Source organism: Streptococcus sanguinis (assembly GCF_019929225.1).
GTDB lineage: Bacteria > Bacillota > Bacilli > Lactobacillales > Streptococcaceae > Streptococcus > Streptococcus sanguinis_J.
Genome location: NZ_JAHZPA010000010.1, coordinates 1 through 17,811 on the forward strand (window position 1 = coordinate 1; position 17,811 = coordinate 17,811).

A 17,811-nucleotide genomic window follows, 5' to 3' on the forward strand; every position below is an offset into this window, starting at 1 on the left:
ACTTAGCCAAAGGAATTGAGACTGAGACGTCAATGTTTACTTATTCCAATCCACAAGCTAGGCTGACTCCTACACAGAAAAAGCAGTATAATGTATCAAAACAAATGAAAGAAAATTATAAACTTCCGTAATTTCATTGCCCACCTGAATTATCAATTCGGGTGGTTTTCTTTTGCACCTCAGTTCTTTACCTTGCTCTTTTCCAAAAGTTTACAGTTTCTGCCCTAACCTTCCTTTCTTATGCTATAATAGTCTATAGAAAGTCGAGGGAATGATGAAGAAAATATTATTGGTGGCTYTGGTGCAGGGYTTGGYTATCTTTGTGATTACTGGTCTGCTTTGTTTATTTATGCGGGGGGATTTTTTCTTCCGTGCTTTGGCGCCGATTTTTGGTTTGGCAGCGGGAGGGTTTCGCTTCTTGACGGCCATGGTGACAAAAGCATTTGCGCCCAGCCTATATGAGGATGGCAAGAAAAAGGAATAATCTATAGAGTAGACAGTGGGTCTGAGGTCTTCGCCTCAGGCCTTTTGTCACAACTGTCAGTATTAGTCATGTGAAGCTTTAATATTTTTCAGAAAAAGAACGGACAGAAGGGCTTTCTTAGGCGCTTTGTGGTAAAATAGTAACAGAATTAAAAATTTGGAGAGTAAAGATGAAACGTTCTATGTATGCTGGGCGTGTTCGCAAGGAACATGTTGGTCAGGAAGTCACTTTGAAGGGCTGGGTAGCTCGCCGTCGGGATTTGGGCGGTCTGATTTTCATTGATTTGCGTGACCGTGAAGGCATTATGCAGCTGGTCATCAATCCTGAGACTGTGGCTGCAGAGGTCATGTCAACAGCAGAAAGCCTGCGTAGTGAGTTTGTGCTGGAGGTGACCGGTAAGGTGGCTGCACGTGAGCAGGCCAATGACAAGTTGGCGACAGGAAGCGTGGAGCTGCATGTGGAAAGCCTGACTGTTTTAAATACAGCCAAGACTACGCCTTTTGAAATCAAAGATGGTATCGAGGTGAATGACGATACGCGTTTGCGCTACCGTTATCTGGACTTGCGCCGACCAGAGATGTTGGAGAACTTCAAGCTCCGTGCCAAGGTGACTCACTCTATCCGCAACTATCTTGATGAGCTGGAGTTCCTTGATGTGGAAACGCCTTTCCTGTCTAAGTCAACGCCAGAAGGAGCGCGTGATTACTTGGTGCCTAGTCGGGTTCATCAGGGGCATTTTTACGCTCTGCCACAGAGTCCGCAAATTACCAAGCAACTCTTGATGAATGCTGGTTTCGACCGTTATTACCAGATTGTTAAATGCTTCCGTGACGAGGACTTGCGCGGTGACCGTCAGCCAGAGTTTACTCAGGTGGACTTGGAGACTTCTTTCTTGTCTGAACAGGAGATTCAGGACATTACAGAAGGCTTAATTGCTCGTGTCATGAAGGAGACCAAGGGTATTTATGTTTCTCTGCCTTTCCCTCGTATGAAGTATGATGATGCCATGGCTCTTTATGGTGTTGATAAGCCTGATACTCGTTTTGAGATGTTGTTGCAGGACTTGACAGATCTTGTCAAGGGAGTTGACTTCAAGGTCTTTTCAGAAGCTCCAGCTGTCAAGGCTATCGTGGTGAAAAATGCAGCTGATAAATACTCTCGTAAGGATATCGATAAGCTGACAGAGCAAGCGAAACAGCATGGTGCTAAGGGTCTTGCTTGGGTGAAAGTGGCTGATGGAGAGCTGACTGGTCCAGTTGCTAAGTTCTTGACAGACTTGACAAGTCCGTTGACAGAAACTTTACAGCTTGAAAATAATGACCTAGTTCTCTTTGTGGCTGATACTTTGGAAGTGGCAAACGCTGCTTTGGGAGCTCTTCGTGTACGCTTGGCCAAAGAGCTGGACTTGATTGACCCTGATACATTTAACTACCTTTGGGTGGTGGACTGGCCCATGTTTGAATGGTCAGAAGAAGAGGGCCGCTACATGAGTGCCCACCATCCTTTCACCCTGCCTCAGAAAGATTCTGAGCAAGAGCTGGAAGGCGACTTGAGCAAGGTACGGGCTGTGGCCTATGATATCGTTCTCAATGGCTATGAGTTAGGCGGCGGAAGTCTTCGGATCAACCAGAAAGACTTGCAGGAGCGGATGTTCAAGGCACTTGGCTTCTCAGCTCAAGAAGCTGCTGAGCAGTTTGGCTTCCTTCTGGAGGCTATGGACTATGGTTTTCCACCGCATGGCGGCTTGGCTCTAGGCTTGGATCGCTTTGTGATGCTACTGGCTGGTGAAGAAAATATCCGCGAAGTCATCGCCTTTCCAAAAAACAACAAGGCTTCTGATCCAATGACACAGGCGCCTAGCCCAGTGTCGGTCGCTCAATTAGAGGAATTAAGTTTACAAGTGGAAGCACATGAAGAAGACTAATTTTTACAAACTCTTTCGCTATTATGTCCGCAGGTTTGCTTATAATTTTAAAATTTTGCGGTCTTTAAAGAGTATCTCGCGTGAGAAGTACGATGAGAAGATTTCTGCCTCGCTTGTCTATGGCTTTTTGTCGGCTGTCGCAGTCAATTTCTTCTTTCAGCCGGGGCATGTTTATTCCAGCGGGGCGACTGGTCTGGCGCAGGTCATTACTGCCCTCAGTACTCGTTTCTTAGGTTTTACCATTCCGGTTTCTGTGACTTTTTACGCCATCAATATTCCGCTGATGATCCTGGCCTGGTACCAGATTGGGCATAAGTTTACCATTTTCACCTTTATCACGGTTACCATGAGCTCACTTTTTATCCAGTTTGTGCCGGAAGTGACCTTGACTGATAATCCTATTATCAACGCCCTTTTCGGTGGTGTGGTCATGGGCACGGGAATTGGCTTTGCCCTTAAGTCCAGTATTTCCAGCGGTGGGACTGATATTGTCAGTCTGACTGTTCGGAAAAAAACAGGCCGGAATGTTGGGAGTATTTCCTTGATTGTCAATGGGATTATTATGCTGATTGCGGGTCTGACTTTTGGCTGGGAATATGCGCTGTACTCTATGATTACTATTTTTGTATCAAGTCGAGTGACGGATGCTGTCTTTACCAAGCAGAAGCGCATGCAAGCAATGATTATCACCAGTCATCCAGATAGGGTGATTGATAAGATTCACAATAAGCTGCATCGCGGGGCGACAGTCATTCATGGCGCTGAGGGAACTTATAATCATGAGAAAAAAGCTGTTCTGGTGACGGTTATTACCCGAGCTGAGTTTAATGAATTCAAGCAAATCATGAAGCAGACCGACCCAGCTGCCTTCGTCTCCGTTGCAGACAATGTCCATATCTTGGGACTCTTTGTGGAGGAGTGAAGATATTCATTAATCTTGGGAATGCGAAGTAGTATAGTGTGGGAGTTTGTGCTTAAAACGAGCTTTTGTGATAGGAGATTCATATGCGGTAGGACAATAGTCCCACCGCTTTCTATTCTCTATGGTGGAGAGTGGAAATCTCGAGTAAGAAAGGATATACAAATACGGGAGATTTTCAGATTATGACGACTTATAAAAAAATCATGAATATCGCCTTGCCAGCTATGGCGGAGAATTTTTTGCAGATGCTAATGGGAATGGTAGACAGCTATCTGGTGGCCAGTCTTGGGCTGATTGCGATTTCTGGTGTCTCGGTGGCCGGCAACATCATTACGATTTATCAGGCAATTTTTATCGCGCTGGGGGCTGCTATTTCCAGTCTTATTTCCAAGACTCTGGCACAGGGAGACAAGGAGCGTTTGGCCTATCATACAGCCGAGGCTATCAAGCTGACGCTACTTCTGAGTCTTTTGCTAGGCCTCGTTTCCCTACTCTTTGGCAGGCAGATGCTGGATCTTCTGGGGACGGAAAAAGCGGTAGCTGAAGCAGGTGGTCTTTATCTGGCTCTGGTTGGTGGGACAATTGTTCTGCTAGGCTTGATGACTTCTTTTGGTGCTTTAGTGCGTGTCACACGCAACCCTAGATTCCCCATGTATGTCAGTCTTCTGACCAATGTCCTCAATGCCCTCTTTTCCGGTCTGGGGATTTATGTCTTTGGGCTTGGTATTGTCGGTGTAGCGCTGGGAACGGTGCTGGCTCGTTTGGTCGGTGTGCTGATTCTCTGGCGGGAGCTGGATTTGTCTACAATTCGCTGGCGCTGGGGCTTAGATGGAGAGCTCTTGCGCCTGTCTCTGCCGGCTGCTGGAGAGCGGCTCATGATGCGGGCCGGTGATGTAGTTATTATTGCCATTGTGGTCGTCTTTGGGACAGACGCAGTAGCGGGGAATGCCATCGGTGAAGTCCTGACTCAGTTCAATTATATGCCAATCTTTGGGGTCGCAACAGCAACAGTCATGTTGGTAGGTCATGCGGTAGGTAAGGGAGATATGAAAGAGGTCGGTTTAATTCGTCAGCGGACCTTCTGGCTGTCTTTTGCTTGCATGCTGCCCGTGGCTCTAGGAATTTTTGCTTTTGGTCGGCCGCTGACCTTGCTCTATACGGACAATAGCGGAGCTATCACAGCCAGTCTTTCGGTCATGCTTTTCTCCCTGCTGGGAACTCCCATGGCAGTGGGAACCGTGATTTACACAGCTATCTGGCAGGGGCTGGGGAATGCCAGACTGCCCTTTTATGCCACGACTGTTGGCATGTGGCTGATTCGCATTATTGTCGGTTACTTGCTGGGAGTGACTTTTGGTTTGGGTCTGCCAGGAGTCTGGACTGGGATGCTCTTGGACAATGCCTTCCGCTGGCTATTTTTAAAGGTTTTATTTGACAGAAAAATGAGGGAAATCACATGACAAAAGCGTTTATTTGGGACTTGGACGGCACCTTGCTGGACTCATACGATGCTATTTTGGCAGGAATTGAAGAAACCTATGCTCACTATGGTCTGGACTTTGACAGGGCGAGTATTCACAGCTATATCCTAAAGCACTCTGTCCAGAAGCTCTTGGAAAAAGTAGCGTCTGAGAAAGGGCTGGATGCTGCTGAGATGAATGCCTTCCGTGGAGCAAGCCTAAAGGAGAAAAATGCCCAGGTCCATCTGATGGAAGGGGCTGCGGAGATACTGGCTTGGGCTGAAGAGCAGGGGATTGCGCAGTTCGTCTATACCCACAAGGGAATCAATGCTCATCAAATCTTGCAAGACTTGGGCATTCATGACTATTTTACAGAAATCATCACAACAGCCAACGGATTTGAGCGCAAGCCCCACCCAGAAGGTGTCAACTATCTGCTCGATAAATATGGCCTGGATAAGCAGGGAACCTACTATATCGGCGACCGGACGCTGGATGTGGATGTTGCGGTCAATAGCGACATTCAGAGCATTAACTTCTGTGACTACCGACCAGAAATCAATCAGAAAATAGAGAAGTTGATGGATATCAAGCAATTATTTACAAGATAAAAAGCAGACCAGAACTGATCTACTGTCAGTCTAGCCTGCTTTTTCTTTTACATATGCTCAATGTGAAGTTCTAGCAAGAACTCAAGAGCCTCTGGAGAACAGTTTTCTTTTTCAATTGCGAAACCAGTGCTCTCCCCTATCAAGATATAAAAATCTTGCTTTGTCATAATGACTTTGACAATATCATCATAGGTATAGTGAAATTCTCCGCGTATATTTCTTGCGATAAAAGCCTCTCTGTCAAATATTAGAGTGACCTCCATGTTCTGAAATAAAGGATTTTTTTGATAAGCTCTCTTAATCTGATAATTCATGCCAAAATAGTACATAGAGGCGCAAATAGGGGGAGCCAATATGATAGATATTATCTTTTCCTCTAATGGGCCGAGCATTACGTAGGTGAACAGCCCGATTATCAGTATGATTATGTATAATACAAATCCTTTTCGTCGCACGAGAATAGCCCATGAAAATCTTTTATAAACTTCTTCAGTCATAAGAGTTGTAATACGGATTGGAAACATCTTTTACCTCCAGTTTCTATATTATAACATATATGAGCGATAAGATTTAGTCGAATCTTGCTAGGCGATACCATCTTTTATGGGAGGTGAGTGATTCTTTCGTCTTTATCTAAAACTAGCACATCTGGCATGGGAAATTATGCCAAAAGTTATAATCAATGTTGGAATCGAATGCGCTTAGTAAAATGCAGATAAGGTTACCATGGGAGTTAATGATAATCTCTTCGTTTTGGTGTTCGCTTTCCAGTTCATGAAGAAAGGCTAAGGCTCGCTGTTGAGCTTGTTGATTAGACTCGCCACCAACAAATGAAAAAGTCGGCTGTGACCAAAGTTGCATGAGGGCTTCTTCAAAGTCTTGGTCGGCAATCGCTTGACTACTTAGCTTTCGCTCTATTAGCCGTTTGTCGGTTTGAATAGCGAGTTTCAGGCTCTGAGCCAAAGGTTCAACCGTCTGGATGGCTCTTCGGTAAGGACTGGAATAAATGGCGGTAATGGGTTTGTCTGCTAAAAAGTCAAGCTGCGCCAAGGATTCTTGCCCTTTGTCTGATAATGGTCGGTTGATTTCATCAGGTGTATAGTTAGAATGCGCATGACGGATAAAATAGTAGGTATTGTTCATAAAATGATTATAGCAAAATTTAAATCTCCATTCATTTTCTACCTATTTTCCACATCGCTGTTCCTGTCTTTGTCGGCCTTTCGTGTTATAATAAACCTATGGAAAAAAAGAACAAATTATTATTAATCGACGGTTCGTCCGTTGCTTTTCGCGCTTTTTTTGCGCTTTATAATCAAATCGACCGTTTCAAGAGTCCATCGGGCCTGCATACCAATGCTATTTACGGCTTCCACCTCATGCTCAATCATCTCTTAGAGCGCGTGCAGCCGACTCATGTCCTGGTAGCTTTTGATGCTGGTAAGACGACCTTCCGGACCGAGATGTACGCCGACTATAAGGCTGGTCGGGCCAAGACACCGGATGAATTTCGTGAGCAGCTGCCTTTTATCCGTGAAATGCTGCAGCACCTAGGCATTCACTACTACGACTTGGCTCAGTACGAGGCGGATGACATCATCGGAACCTTGGATAAGATGGCTGAAAAGACAGCTGTGCCTTACGATGTGACCATTGTCAGCGGCGATAAAGACTTGATTCAGCTGACGGATGATAATACCGTGGTGGAGATTTCCAAGAAAGGCGTGGCTGAGTTTGAGGAATTTACCCCAGCCTACCTCATGGAAAAGATGGGCATCACACCAGAGCAGTTTATTGACCTCAAGGCGCTGATGGGCGATCAGTCGGATAATATCCCCGGCGTGACCAAGATTGGTGAGAAGACTGGTCTCAAGCTCCTCTTGGATTATGGTTCTTTGGAAAATCTCTATGAAAACATTGACCAGCTCAAGGCTTCCAAGATGAAGGAAAATCTGATCAATGACAAGGACAAGGCCTTCTTATCTAAAACCCTAGCCACCATCAATACTCAGGCTCCGATTGAAATCGGGCTGGATGATTTGGTTTATAAGGGTCCTCAGATAGAGACCCTGAGCAAGTTCTACGACGAGATGGGCTTCAAGCAGCTCAAGGCTCAGCTGGGAACTGCTCAGGAACCAGTAGAAGTCAAACCAATTGAATTTACCAAAGTGACTGAAGTGACAGCAGATATGCTGGCACCAGAGCAATTTTTCTATTTTGAAATCTTGGGTGACAACTACCACAAGGAAGAGATTGTCGGCCTTGCCTGGGGCGATAGCCGTCAGATTTATGTCGGATCCAGCGATTTACTGCAGCAGCCTCTCTTTCAGGAGTTCTTGACAAAAATAGCTCTGAAAACCTACGATCTCAAGCGGACCAAGGTACTGCTCAGTCATTACGGCATTGAACTGCCAGCAGCAGCCTTTGATACGCGCTTAGCCAAGTATCTGCTTTCTACAGTTGAGGATAATGAGCTGGCGACTATTGCTCGCCTCTACGGCCAAACAATCCTGCCGACTGATGACGAGGTGTATGGCAAGGGGGCCAAGCGTGCTCTGCCGGAGCAAGAGCAGCTCTTTGAGCATCTGGCTCGTAAGGTTCAAGTGTTGCTGGAAACAGAAGAGCCAATGCAAGAACAGCTCCGTTCCCACGATCAGCTGGATTTGTTGCTTGAAATGGAGCAGCCACTGGCCTTTGTCTTAGCCAAGATGGAGATTGCGGGGATCAAGGTTGAGCGGGAAACCCTGCAGGGCATGCAGGCAGAAAATGAAAAGACGCTGGAAAGTCTGACTCAGGAGATTTATGATCTGGCTGGTCAGGAGTTCAATATTAACTCACCGAAACAGCTGGGAAACATTCTCTTTGAGGATATGGGGTTGCCGCTGGAGTACACCAAAAAGACCAAGACAGGCTACTCGACAGCGGTGGATGTGTTGGAGCGTTTAGCACCCATTGCACCGATTGTGTCTAAGATTCTGGAATACCGTCAAATCAGCAAGCTTCAGTCCACTTATATCATCGGACTGCAGGAGGCGATAGCGGCTGACGGCAAGATCCACACTCGCTATGTTCAGGATTTGACCCAGACTGGACGCCTGTCCTCGGTTGACCCGAACTTGCAGAATATCCCCGTTCGTTTGGAGCAGGGGCGCCTCATTCGCAAGGCATTTGTGCCGGAGTGGGCAGACAGTGTGCTACTCAGCTCGGATTATTCCCAGATTGAGCTGCGGGTGCTAGCTCACATTTCGCAGGACGAGCATTTGATTGCTGCATTCCAGCATGGAGAAGACATTCACACGGCCACAGCCATGCGGGTCTTTGGTATTGAAAAGGCAGAGGATGTGACACCAAATGACCGCCGTAATGCCAAGGCTGTCAACTTCGGAGTAGTTTATGGTATTTCCGACTTTGGACTGGCCAATAATTTGGGAATTTCCCGCAAGGCTGCCAAAGATTATATTCAGACTTATTTTGAGCGTTTCCCTGGTATCAAGAATTATATGGAAACCATTGTTCGCGAAGCGCGTGATAAGGGCTATGTAGAGACCATTTATCATCGCCGTCGTTCTTTACCGGACATCAATTCCCGCAACTTTAACATCCGAAATTTTGCGGAGCGCACAGCCATTAACAGCCCGATCCAAGGATCGGCCGCAGACATTCTCAAAGTCGCTATGATTAATCTGGACCGAGCTCTGACAGAGAAGAATTTTAAATCTCGCATGCTCTTGCAGGTTCACGATGAAATCGTACTGGAAGTGCCAAACGGCGAGTTAACAGCCGTCCGCCAACTAGTCAAAGAAACCATGGAGGCTGCGATTGAGCTGGCCGTTCCACTAGTAGCTGATGAAAATGCCGGCCAAACTTGGTACGAGGCGAAGTAAGATAAGATACAAAGAGCGTCAAAACTGACTGAAAATTAGAAATCCGGACGACGGAGCGATGCTCCTAGAATGGATTATCTATTTTCCGAGGTTTTAGCTCGTGTTTAGCCCAGATTCAGTTAGGACACAGTACTTGCAAAATTATCCAGCTTTATTATGAATGAGGAGGAAGCCTATGACTTATCATTTTCAAAATCCCAGCGATGCCATCGTCAAGCATTATCTGAAAAACAGCAAGGTGATTGCTGTTGTTGGACTGTCTGACCGCGAAGAAACGACCAGCAACCGCGTGTCCAAGGAGATGCAGGAGCGAGGTTATCGCATTATTCCAGTCAATCCGCGGGCAGCGGGCAGTCAGATTTTTGGTGAGACTGTTTATGCCAGTCTTAAAGACATTCCTTTCCCGGTGGATATTGTCGATGTATACCGTCGCAGTGAGTTTTTGCCGGATGTGGCACTTGATTTTCTGCAGTCGGATGCCAAGATTTTCTGGGCTCAGTTGGGCTTGGAGAGTGAGGAGGCTGAGCAGATTTTGCGGACAGCTGGTCGGGACGACATTGTCATGGACCGCTGCATTAAACGCGAGCATACACGCTTGATTCTGGGCGAATAAGATGGCTAAGTTAGTCATCATTCGTGGAAATTCCGGTTCTGGTAGAAGGATTTTATGAGACAGACATTTACGGACAGATGCTAGAGCGGTTGAAAAAACTTTTTGCTCCACAGGTCTTTGCTTACTATTATGACCTATCCTTTGAAGAAACTGTCCGTCGCCATCAGACTAGAGCGAAGCAAGAAGAATTTTCCCCTGCCGACATGAAGCGCTGGTGGAAAGACAGAGACTTCTTGGGCTGGGAAGAGGAAGCCTTTTTCACAGATGAGGATTCACTAGAGGCTGCCTTTGACAAAATCTGCTCTGCCCTGGACAAGACAGAATATAATAGTAAATAAAAAAACAACTCACAAGCTTAGGACAAGGAGTCCTGTGCCTGTGGGTTGTTTTCATGTGAGATTGCGTTTTCTTTTTTCAATTCTTCATAAAAGAGAATGTAAGCAGTCGCTGTATAAGGGAGAACCATAATATTCAGTATACCATAAGTCATTTTGGCCAATAAATTCCAGCCGATGAAGCTCAGATCCAGCAAAAATAGCTTTCCTTTATAGCCCTTCATTAGTTTCCGGCTTTGACGGATAGCAGAGAAAGCTCCCTGGTAGGTATCAGTTTCAAGCTGGTCGTAGAGGATGAGCTCTGCTTGAGTATAGGCGTAGTACTGAGGGATAGTGATTCCTAGACCAAGGAATATCAAGAGGGTTCCCAGTATCATGCTAGGGGTGTATTGAAGAATCTGCTGACCTACCTCGCTTTGAGCTGTCACCACTGTATGGGCTGGGATTTTTTCCGAAATAGAGAGGATTTTATAAGCATTAAAGATTGCTAGAAGACTCCCGCAGAACATAGGAATATTCCAAAGAAAAATCAGCAGATGCTTGAGCAAAACCGTCTTGAAGACAGGTGTGAAAGTCTTGCTCGTAAAAAGCTGGCCAATATCTGAAAAACCAACGTCATCCTTTTTCTTACGAAGGACCTTCATCATGGTATAGCTGGCAGAAAGCAGTAGCAAGGTCAAGATAAACTGGATGGTCGTCGGAAAAAGATTTTTGCTAATGAGAAGATAGATGGACTGGCTAAAAGTTAGGCTGGGAATGGAATCTCTTAGATTGTCATTAAGGGAAAGTAAGATGCTGAGGATGCTGACAAGAGTTGGGGCCGCAAACAAAAGAAAAATCCCTCTCGTTTGGCTACGGACGGTACGAGCCTGAGCTCTGATGTGACTTAGATTCATAATTCCTCCATTTGGATTTGTCTGTTACATTATATCATACCCCGTGACAGATAGAAGTTTTTTTGGTAAAATCATACGGTATCTTGTGAGTCCTTGCTGCTCATTATATAGAAGAAAAATCGCTGGGACTGTTTTTCCCAGCAGGAGGAAACATGTCAACATCGCCGATTCAGTATCGTTTGATTAAAAAAGAAAAACACACAGGTGCTCGTTTGGGAGAGATTATCACGCCTCACGGGACTTTCCCGACGCCTATGTTTATGCCGGTTGGAACCCAGGCGACAGTTAAGACCCAGTCCCCTGAAGAGCTCAAGCAAATGGGCTCTGGTATTATCTTGGCCAATACCTATCATCTCTGGCTACGTCCAGGCGATGAGCTGATTGCCCGTGCAGGTGGCCTGCACAAGTTCATGAACTGGGACCAGCCTATTCTGACTGATAGTGGCGGTTTCCAGGTCTATTCTTTAGCTGACAGCCGCAACATCACAGAAGAAGGAGTAACTTTCAAGAACCACCTCAATGGTTCCAAGATGTTCCTGTCGCCAGAAAAGGCCATCTCTATCCAGAACAATCTGGGTAGCGACATCATGATGTCCTTTGATGAGTGTCCGCAGTTCTACCAACCTTATGACTATGTCAAGAAGTCTATTGAGCGGACCAGCCGTTGGGCAGAGCGTGGACTCAAGGCGCACCGCCGTCCACACGACCAAGGTCTCTTTGGGATTGTTCAGGGTGCTGGCTTTGAAGATTTGCGTCGCCAGTCTGCTCAAGACTTGGTCAGCATGGATTTCCCAGGCTACTCAATTGGAGGACTGGCAGTTGGTGAGTCTCACGAAGAGATGAATGCAGTGCTGGACTTCACAACACCTATGCTGCCTGAAAACAAGCCCCGCTATCTTATGGGAGTGGGAGCACCAGATAGCTTGATTGATGGGGTTATCCGTGGTGTGGATATGTTTGACTGCGTCCTGCCGACTCGGATTGCCCGAAACGGTACCTGTATGACCAGCGAAGGGCGTCTGGTTGTTAAAAATGCCCAGTTTGAGGAAGATTTTACGCCGCTGGATCATGACTGTGACTGCTATACTTGCAGCAACTACACGAGGGCCTATATCCGCCACTTGCTCAAAGCGGACGAGACCTTCGGCATCCGCCTGACCAGCTATCACAATCTCTACTTCTTGGTAAACCTTATGAAGAAGGTGCGCCAAGCTATCATGGATGACAACCTGCTGGAATTCCGTGAAGACTTTATTGAGCGCTACGGCTACAATAAATCCAGCCGAAATTTCTAAGGAGCTCCATTTGAAAGGGGAAGCTATGTCTGATGAAGAGAAATTGCTGAAAAGATTGACAACGAATCTGTCAGACGACCAAAAACATATCTTGCGTATTTACGGTCATGGTGCTTCGGGCAAGTCAACTTTTGCTCGAAAACTCCAACTAATATTGGGTGAGGAACGAGCCAATCTGCTGGAAACAGATCCTTATGTAATTACTGGAGAGTATCGAGATTTGCTCAGTTCCAAAGATTTTCCTCATCAAAAAGTCACAGCTTGTCTCCCAGCTGTTCATGAACTAAGCAGTCTGGAGCGAGATATTTGTGCCTTGCAGTCTGGTCTAGATATTCTGACCATTGGCACAGCTTGGTCGCCTAGCTTGCGTTTATCAGCCCGAAAGCCGATTTTAATAGTAGAAGGTATGTCATCTGCCTTTTTGCCTGAAAGTTTGTTTGATTTGTCGATTTGCTTTTACACGGATGATCAGACCGAGTTAGAACGCCGCTTGGCTCGGGACGTGGCTGTGCGAGAGCGCAGATCAGATTGGATAAAGCAGACACATTTAGCTCGGCGAGAGCAATATAAGCACTTCTATCAGCCCTATCTAGCGGCTGCCGACCTTGTCATCTGCCAGTCGGACAACAGCTTTCGCATCGAAAAGGACAGCCCTTTGCTATAAAACAAGTAGCCAAGGATGAATTTTCATTTTTTATCTCACTGATGTGCGTCAGTGGGATTTTGTATTTTCTGAATACAAACTCGAATAAATAGGTGAAAAGTCTAAATTTTCTTCTAGATAATGACTTACAAGACTTATACATTGCTTAGAAAACACTTTCATAAAAAATTATCCTAAAAATCTTTAAAAAATTACTCAAATCCCTTGCAATGACTGGTTCTTTGTGTTAAGATACTATGGTGCTGTAAAAATACAGCGTGTAGCTTTGATGCAAGAGGTTGCGACACGCTCGGTTGCATTGCCACGCAATCGCCTGTCGGTTTTCTTGTGGAGCTAGCCTATTATCTTAAATAGACGAAAAGGAGAAAAAGATGGCAAACAAAAAAATCCGCATCCGTTTGAAAGCTTACGAACATCGTACACTTGACACAGCGGCTGCAAAAATCGTAGAAACTGCTACTCGTACTGGTGCTGAAGTTGCGGGTCCAATCCCACTTCCAACTGAGCGCAGCCTCTACACAATCATTCGTGCGACTCACAAATATAAAGACTCTCGCGAACAATTTGAAATGCGTACTCACAAACGCTTGATCGATATCATCAACCCAACTCAAAAAACAGTTGACGCTTTGATGAAATTGGATCTTCCAAGTGGTGTGAACGTAGAGATTAAACTTTAATCTAAAGTTTGATCTAAACCAGAGCATGAAAAACGCTCGTTAAAAACTTTTTGAAAAAATTTATAGAAAAGGAAACATTTTCTCATGACAAAAGGAATCTTAGGGAAAAAAGTGGGAATGACTCAAATCTTCACTGAAGCTGGCGAATTAATCCCTGTAACTGTTGTTGAAGCAGCTCCAAACGTTGTTCTTCAAGTTAAAACAGTTGAAACGGATGGTTACAACGCAGTTCAAGTTGGTTTTGATGACCTTCGTGACGTATTGAGCAACAAACCTGCCAAAGGCCATGTAGCGAAAGCTAACACAGCTCCTAAGCGCTTCATTCGTGAATTCAAAAACATTGAAGGCTTGGAAGTAGGAGCAGAAATCACTGTCGATACATTCGAAGCTGGTGATGTTGTTGATGTAACAGGAACTTCAAAAGGTAAAGGTTTCCAAGGTGTTATCAAACGCCATGGTCAATCTCGTGGTCCAATGGCTCACGGTTCACGTTACCACCGTCGTCCTGGTTCAATGGGACCAGTTGCGCCAAACCGCGTGTTCAAAAACAAACGCTTAGCTGGACGTATGGGTGGCAACCGTGTAACGATTCAAAACCTTGAAATCGTACAGGTTGTTCCAGAGAAGAACGTTATCCTGATTAAAGGTAACGTACCAGGTGCTAAGAAATCTCTTATCACTATCAAGTCAGCAGTTAAAGCTGGTAAATAATAAAGAAAGGGGAAATCAGTCACAATGGCAAACGTAAAATTATTTGACCAAACTGGTAAAGAAGCTGGTGAAGTAGTTCTGAACGATGCGGTCTTTGGTATTGAGCCAAACGAATCAGTTGTCTTTGATGTTATCATCAGCCAACGCGCTAGCCTTCGTCAAGGAACTCACGCTGTTAAAAACCGTTCTGCAGTATCAGGCGGCGGACGCAAACCATGGCGTCAAAAAGGAACTGGACGTGCTCGTCAAGGTTCTATCCGTTCTCCACAATGGCGTGGTGGTGGTATCGTATTCGGTCCAACTCCTCGTTCATATGCTTACAAACTTCCACGTAAAGTTCGTAGATTGGCTTTGAAATCAGTTTACTCTGAAAAAGTTGCTGAAAACAAATTCGTAGCTGTAGACAGCCTTTCATTTACAGCTCCAAAAACTGCTGAGTTTGCAAAAGTGCTTGCTGCACTGAGCATTGATACGAAAGTTCTTGTTATCCTTGAAGAAGGAAATGAATTCGCTGCACTTTCAGCTCGCAACCTTCCAAACGTGAAAGTTGCAACTGCAACAACTGCAAGCGTTCTGGACATCGTAAACAGCGATAAACTTCTGGTTACTCAGGCAGCTATCTCTAAAATTGAGGAGGTTCTTGCATAATGAATTTGTACGACGTAATCAAAAAACCTGTTATCACTGAAGGCTCAATGGCTCAGTACGAAGCAGGCAAATACGTATTTGAAGTGGACACTCGCGCTCACAAACTCTTGATCAAACAAGCTGTTGAAGCTGCTTTTGAAGGAGTTAAGGTTGCTAACGTTAACACTATCAATGTAAAACCAAAAGCAAAACGCGTTGGACGCTACACTGGTTTTACAAACAAAACTAAAAAAGCTATCGTAACACTGACAGCTGATTCTAAAGCAATCGAGTTGTTTGGTGCAGAAGAAGAATAATCTAAGGAGGAAATATCGTGGGAATTCGTGTTTATAAACCAACAACAAACGGTCGCCGTAATATGACTTCTTTGGATTTCGCTGAAATCACTACCAGCACTCCAGAAAAATCTTTGCTTGTTTCTTTGAAGAGCAAAGCTGGTCGTAACAACAACGGTCGCATCACTGTTCGTCACCAAGGTGGCGGCCACAAGCGTCACTACCGTTTGATTGACTTCAAGCGTAACAAAGACGCTGTTGAAGCAGTTGTAAAAACAATCGAGTATGATCCAAATCGTTCAGCAAACATCGCTTTGGTTCACTACACTGACGGTGTGAAGGCTTATATCATCGCTCCTAAAGGTCTTGAAGTTGGTCAACGTATCGTTTCAGGTCCTGAAGCAGATATCAAAGTCGGAAACGCTCTTCCGCTTGCTAACATCCCAGTTGGTACTTTGGTTCACAACATTGAGTTGAAGCCAGGCCGCGGTGGAGAATTGGTTCGTGCTGCTGGAGCTTCTGCTCAAGTATTGGGTCAAGAAGGTAAGTACACTCTTGTTCGTCTTCAATCAGGCGAAGTTCGTATGATTCTTGGTACTTGCCGCGCTACAGTTGGTGTTGTCGGAAATGAACAACATGGACTTGTAAACCTTGGTAAAGCAGGACGCAGCCGCTGGAAAGGTATCCGCCCAACAGTTCGTGGTTCTGTAATGAACCCTAACGATCACCCACACGGAGGTGGTGAAGGTAAAGCACCTGTCGGCCGTAAAGCGCCGTCTACTCCATGGGGCAAACCTGCTCTTGGTCTTAAAACTCGTAACAAAAAAGCGAAATCTAACAAGCTTATTGTTCGTCGTCGCAACGAGAAATAAGGCAGCTGAGCAGCAGTTTGCAGCCTAGCTGTTAAACTTCCCTGCAAAAACTCGGCACAGATGATTGGTTGAGTGATGAGGCGAGAGCCAAATCAACTGACAATTATCCGCTGCCAACTCATAACATGTTACACTGGACCTGGAGTCTAATAACAAAACATCCGCCAGCTCGGTAGCGCTCCATGCGGGCGCAGGCCGCTGTGGTACATATTTAAAGGAGAAAAATATAAAATGGGACGCAGTCTTAAAAAAGGACCTTTCGTCGATGAGCATTTGATGAAAAAAGTTGAAGCTCAAGCTAATGACGAAAAGAAAAAAGTTATTAAAACTTGGTCACGTCGTTCAACGATTTTCCCAAGTTTCATCGGTTATACAATTGCAGTCTATGACGGGCGTAAACATGTACCTGTTTACATTCAGGAAGACATGGTAGGTCACAAGCTTGGTGAGTTTGCACCGACTCGTACTTACAAAGGTCACGCTGCAGACGACAAGAAAACACGTAGAAAATAAGGAGAACATAAATGGCAGAAATTACTTCAGCTAAAGCAATGGCTCGTACAGTGCGTGTTTCACCTCGTAAAACTCGTCTAGTTCTTGACAATATCCGTGGTAAAAACGTCGCTGACGCAATCGCAATTTTGAAATTCACTCCAAACAAAGCTGCCGGCATTATCGAAAAAGTGTTGAACTCTGCAATCGCTAATGCTGAAAACAACTTTGGTTTGGAAAAAGCTAACTTGGTAGTATCTGAAGCTTACGCAAACGAAGGACCAACCATGAAACGGTTCCGTCCACGTGCAAAAGGTTCAGCTTCACCAATCAACAAACGCACCAGCCACATCACAGTGGTCGTTGCAGAACAATAAGGAGGTAACATCGTGGGTCAAAAAGTACATCCAATTGGTATGCGTGTCGGCATCATCCGTGATTGGGATGCCAAATGGTATGCTGAAAAAGAATACGCGGATTACCTTCATGAGGATCTTGCAATCCGCAAATTCGTTCAAAAAGAATTGGCTGACGCAGCGGTTTCAACGATTGAAATCGAGCGTGCAGTAAACAAAGTTAACGTTTCCCTTCATACTGCTAAGCCTGGTATGGTTATCGGTAAAGGTGGAGCGAATGTTGATGCACTCCGTGCACAGCTCAACAAGCTGACTGGCAAACAAGTTCATATCAACATCATCGAAATCAAACGTCCAGACTTGGACGCACACCTTGTCGGTGAAGGCATTGCCCGTCAATTAGAGCAACGTGTGGCTTTCCGCCGTGCTCAAAAACAAGCCATCCAACGCACGATGCGTGCTGGAGCAAAAGGAATCAAAACACAGGTTTCAGGCCGTCTCAATGGTGCAGATATTGCCCGTGCTGAAGGCTACTCTGAAGGTACCGTTCCGCTTCACACCCTGCGCGCGGACATCGATTACGCTTGGGAAGAAGCTGATACTACTTATGGTAAATTGGGCGTTAAAGTTTGGATTTACCGTGGAGAAGTTCTTCCAGCTCGTAAAAACACTAAAGGAGGTAAATAACC

Annotated in this window: 19 protein-coding genes and 2 pseudogenes; 18 read left to right on the forward strand and 3 right to left on the reverse strand. The window is 45.5% G+C overall.

The genetic code is table 11. The features are described from left to right. Positions 1-271: 271 nt before the first annotated feature. The 5 genes from K1I80_RS11490 (at position 272) to K1I80_RS11510 (ending at position 5,401) form a co-directional block, all read left to right on the forward strand. Positions 272-484, forward strand: coding sequence for a hypothetical protein (locus tag K1I80_RS11490; protein ID WP_223313983.1), 213 nt, complete (start codon positions 272-274; stop codon positions 482-484). A 169-nt stretch (positions 485-653) separates the two neighbouring features. After that, positions 654-2,408, forward strand: coding sequence for an aspartate--tRNA ligase (gene aspS, locus K1I80_RS11495; protein WP_223313984.1), 1,755 nt, complete (start codon positions 654-656; stop codon positions 2,406-2,408). Continuing rightward, the gene (locus K1I80_RS11500; RefSeq protein ID WP_125337951.1) at positions 2,395-3,330 is read left to right on the forward strand and encodes a YitT family protein; all 936 of its coding nucleotides are present in this window, start codon (positions 2,395-2,397) and stop codon (positions 3,328-3,330) included. The genes aspS and K1I80_RS11500 overlap by 14 nt, the downstream gene beginning before the upstream one ends. Positions 3,331-3,512: 182 nt before the next feature. Next, positions 3,513-4,790 carry an MATE family efflux transporter gene (locus K1I80_RS11505; protein ID WP_223312435.1) on the forward strand — a complete coding sequence of 426 codons (1,278 nt, stop codon included), beginning with the start codon at positions 3,513-3,515 and terminating at the stop codon, positions 4,788-4,790. Next, positions 4,787-5,401, forward strand: a complete 615-nt coding sequence (locus K1I80_RS11510) for an HAD-IA family hydrolase (protein WP_223312434.1) — start codon at positions 4,787-4,789, stop codon at positions 5,399-5,401. Before K1I80_RS11505 ends, K1I80_RS11510 begins: the two co-directional genes overlap by 4 nt. Positions 5,402-5,448: 47 nt before the next feature. On the opposite strand, the gene K1I80_RS11515 is transcribed toward K1I80_RS11510, so the two are convergent. After that, positions 5,449-5,925, reverse strand: coding sequence for a YcxB family protein (locus K1I80_RS11515; protein ID WP_223313985.1), 477 nt, complete (start codon positions 5,923-5,925; stop codon positions 5,449-5,451). Positions 5,926-6,002: 77 nt separating this feature from the next. Continuing rightward, positions 6,003-6,544: pseudogene (locus tag K1I80_RS11520) on the reverse strand (histidine phosphatase family protein). A gap of 98 nt (positions 6,545-6,642) precedes the next feature. On the opposite strand from K1I80_RS11520, the gene polA reads away from it, so the two are divergent. From polA to K1I80_RS11535, 3 genes and pseudogenes are all read left to right on the forward strand, one after another. Then, entirely contained in the window at positions 6,643-9,285 is a 2,643-nt protein-coding gene (gene polA / locus K1I80_RS11525) for a DNA polymerase I (RefSeq protein WP_223313986.1), read from the forward strand. Positions 9,286-9,460: 175 nt separating this feature from the next. Beyond that, positions 9,461-9,898 carry a CoA-binding protein gene (locus tag K1I80_RS11530; protein ID WP_125407882.1) on the forward strand — a complete coding sequence of 146 codons (438 nt, stop codon included), beginning with the start codon at positions 9,461-9,463 and terminating at the stop codon, positions 9,896-9,898. Between the two features lie 26 nt (positions 9,899-9,924). Further along, positions 9,925-10,236: pseudogene (locus K1I80_RS11535) on the forward strand (kinase); the annotation flags it as partial. A 17-nt stretch (positions 10,237-10,253) separates the two neighbouring features. On the opposite strand, the gene K1I80_RS11540 reads toward K1I80_RS11535, so the two are convergent. Beyond that, on the reverse strand, positions 10,254-11,129 hold the full coding sequence (locus tag K1I80_RS11540) for a DUF975 family protein (protein WP_223313987.1): 876 nt from the start codon (positions 11,127-11,129) through the stop codon (positions 10,254-10,256). A 152-nt stretch (positions 11,130-11,281) separates the two neighbouring features. Here K1I80_RS11540 and tgt point away from each other — a divergent pair, with 152 nt between their 5' ends. From tgt to rpsC, 10 genes are all read left to right on the forward strand, one after another. Beyond that, a complete protein-coding gene (gene tgt, locus K1I80_RS11545; RefSeq protein ID WP_223313988.1) occupies positions 11,282-12,424 on the forward strand; it encodes a tRNA guanosine(34) transglycosylase Tgt in 1,143 nt (380 codons plus the stop codon). Between the two features lie 25 nt (positions 12,425-12,449). After that, positions 12,450-13,088, forward strand: coding sequence for a uridine kinase family protein (locus tag K1I80_RS11550; protein ID WP_223313989.1), 639 nt, complete (start codon positions 12,450-12,452; stop codon positions 13,086-13,088). 371 nt (positions 13,089-13,459) lie between these two features. Next, positions 13,460-13,768: a 30S ribosomal protein S10 gene (gene rpsJ / locus K1I80_RS11555; RefSeq protein WP_002894478.1), complete on the forward strand. Its 309-nt coding sequence runs from the start codon at positions 13,460-13,462 to the stop codon at positions 13,766-13,768. An 84-nt stretch (positions 13,769-13,852) separates the two neighbouring features. After that, entirely contained in the window at positions 13,853-14,479 is a 627-nt protein-coding gene (rplC, locus tag K1I80_RS11560; RefSeq protein WP_002894479.1) for a 50S ribosomal protein L3, read from the forward strand. A 24-nt stretch (positions 14,480-14,503) separates the two neighbouring features. Further along, positions 14,504-15,127 carry a 50S ribosomal protein L4 gene (rplD, locus tag K1I80_RS11565; protein ID WP_002894480.1) on the forward strand — a complete coding sequence of 208 codons (624 nt, stop codon included), beginning with the start codon at positions 14,504-14,506 and terminating at the stop codon, positions 15,125-15,127. Then, positions 15,127-15,423, forward strand: a complete 297-nt coding sequence (locus tag K1I80_RS11570; RefSeq protein ID WP_002894481.1) for a 50S ribosomal protein L23 — start codon at positions 15,127-15,129, stop codon at positions 15,421-15,423. The genes rplD and K1I80_RS11570 overlap by 1 nt, the downstream gene beginning before the upstream one ends. Before the next feature lie 17 nt (positions 15,424-15,440). Next, positions 15,441-16,274, forward strand: coding sequence for a 50S ribosomal protein L2 (gene rplB, locus K1I80_RS11575; protein ID WP_223313990.1), 834 nt, complete (start codon positions 15,441-15,443; stop codon positions 16,272-16,274). Positions 16,275-16,505: 231 nt separating this feature from the next. Further along, positions 16,506-16,787: a 30S ribosomal protein S19 gene (gene rpsS / locus K1I80_RS11580; protein WP_000533766.1), complete on the forward strand. Its 282-nt coding sequence runs from the start codon at positions 16,506-16,508 to the stop codon at positions 16,785-16,787. A gap of 11 nt (positions 16,788-16,798) precedes the next feature. Continuing rightward, a complete protein-coding gene (gene rplV, locus K1I80_RS11585) occupies positions 16,799-17,143 on the forward strand; it encodes a 50S ribosomal protein L22 (protein WP_223313991.1) in 345 nt (114 codons plus the stop codon). A 12-nt stretch (positions 17,144-17,155) separates the two neighbouring features. Then, a complete protein-coding gene (gene rpsC, locus K1I80_RS11590) occupies positions 17,156-17,809 on the forward strand; it encodes a 30S ribosomal protein S3 (RefSeq protein ID WP_223313992.1) in 654 nt (217 codons plus the stop codon). The last annotated feature ends 2 nt before the right edge of the window (positions 17,810-17,811 follow it).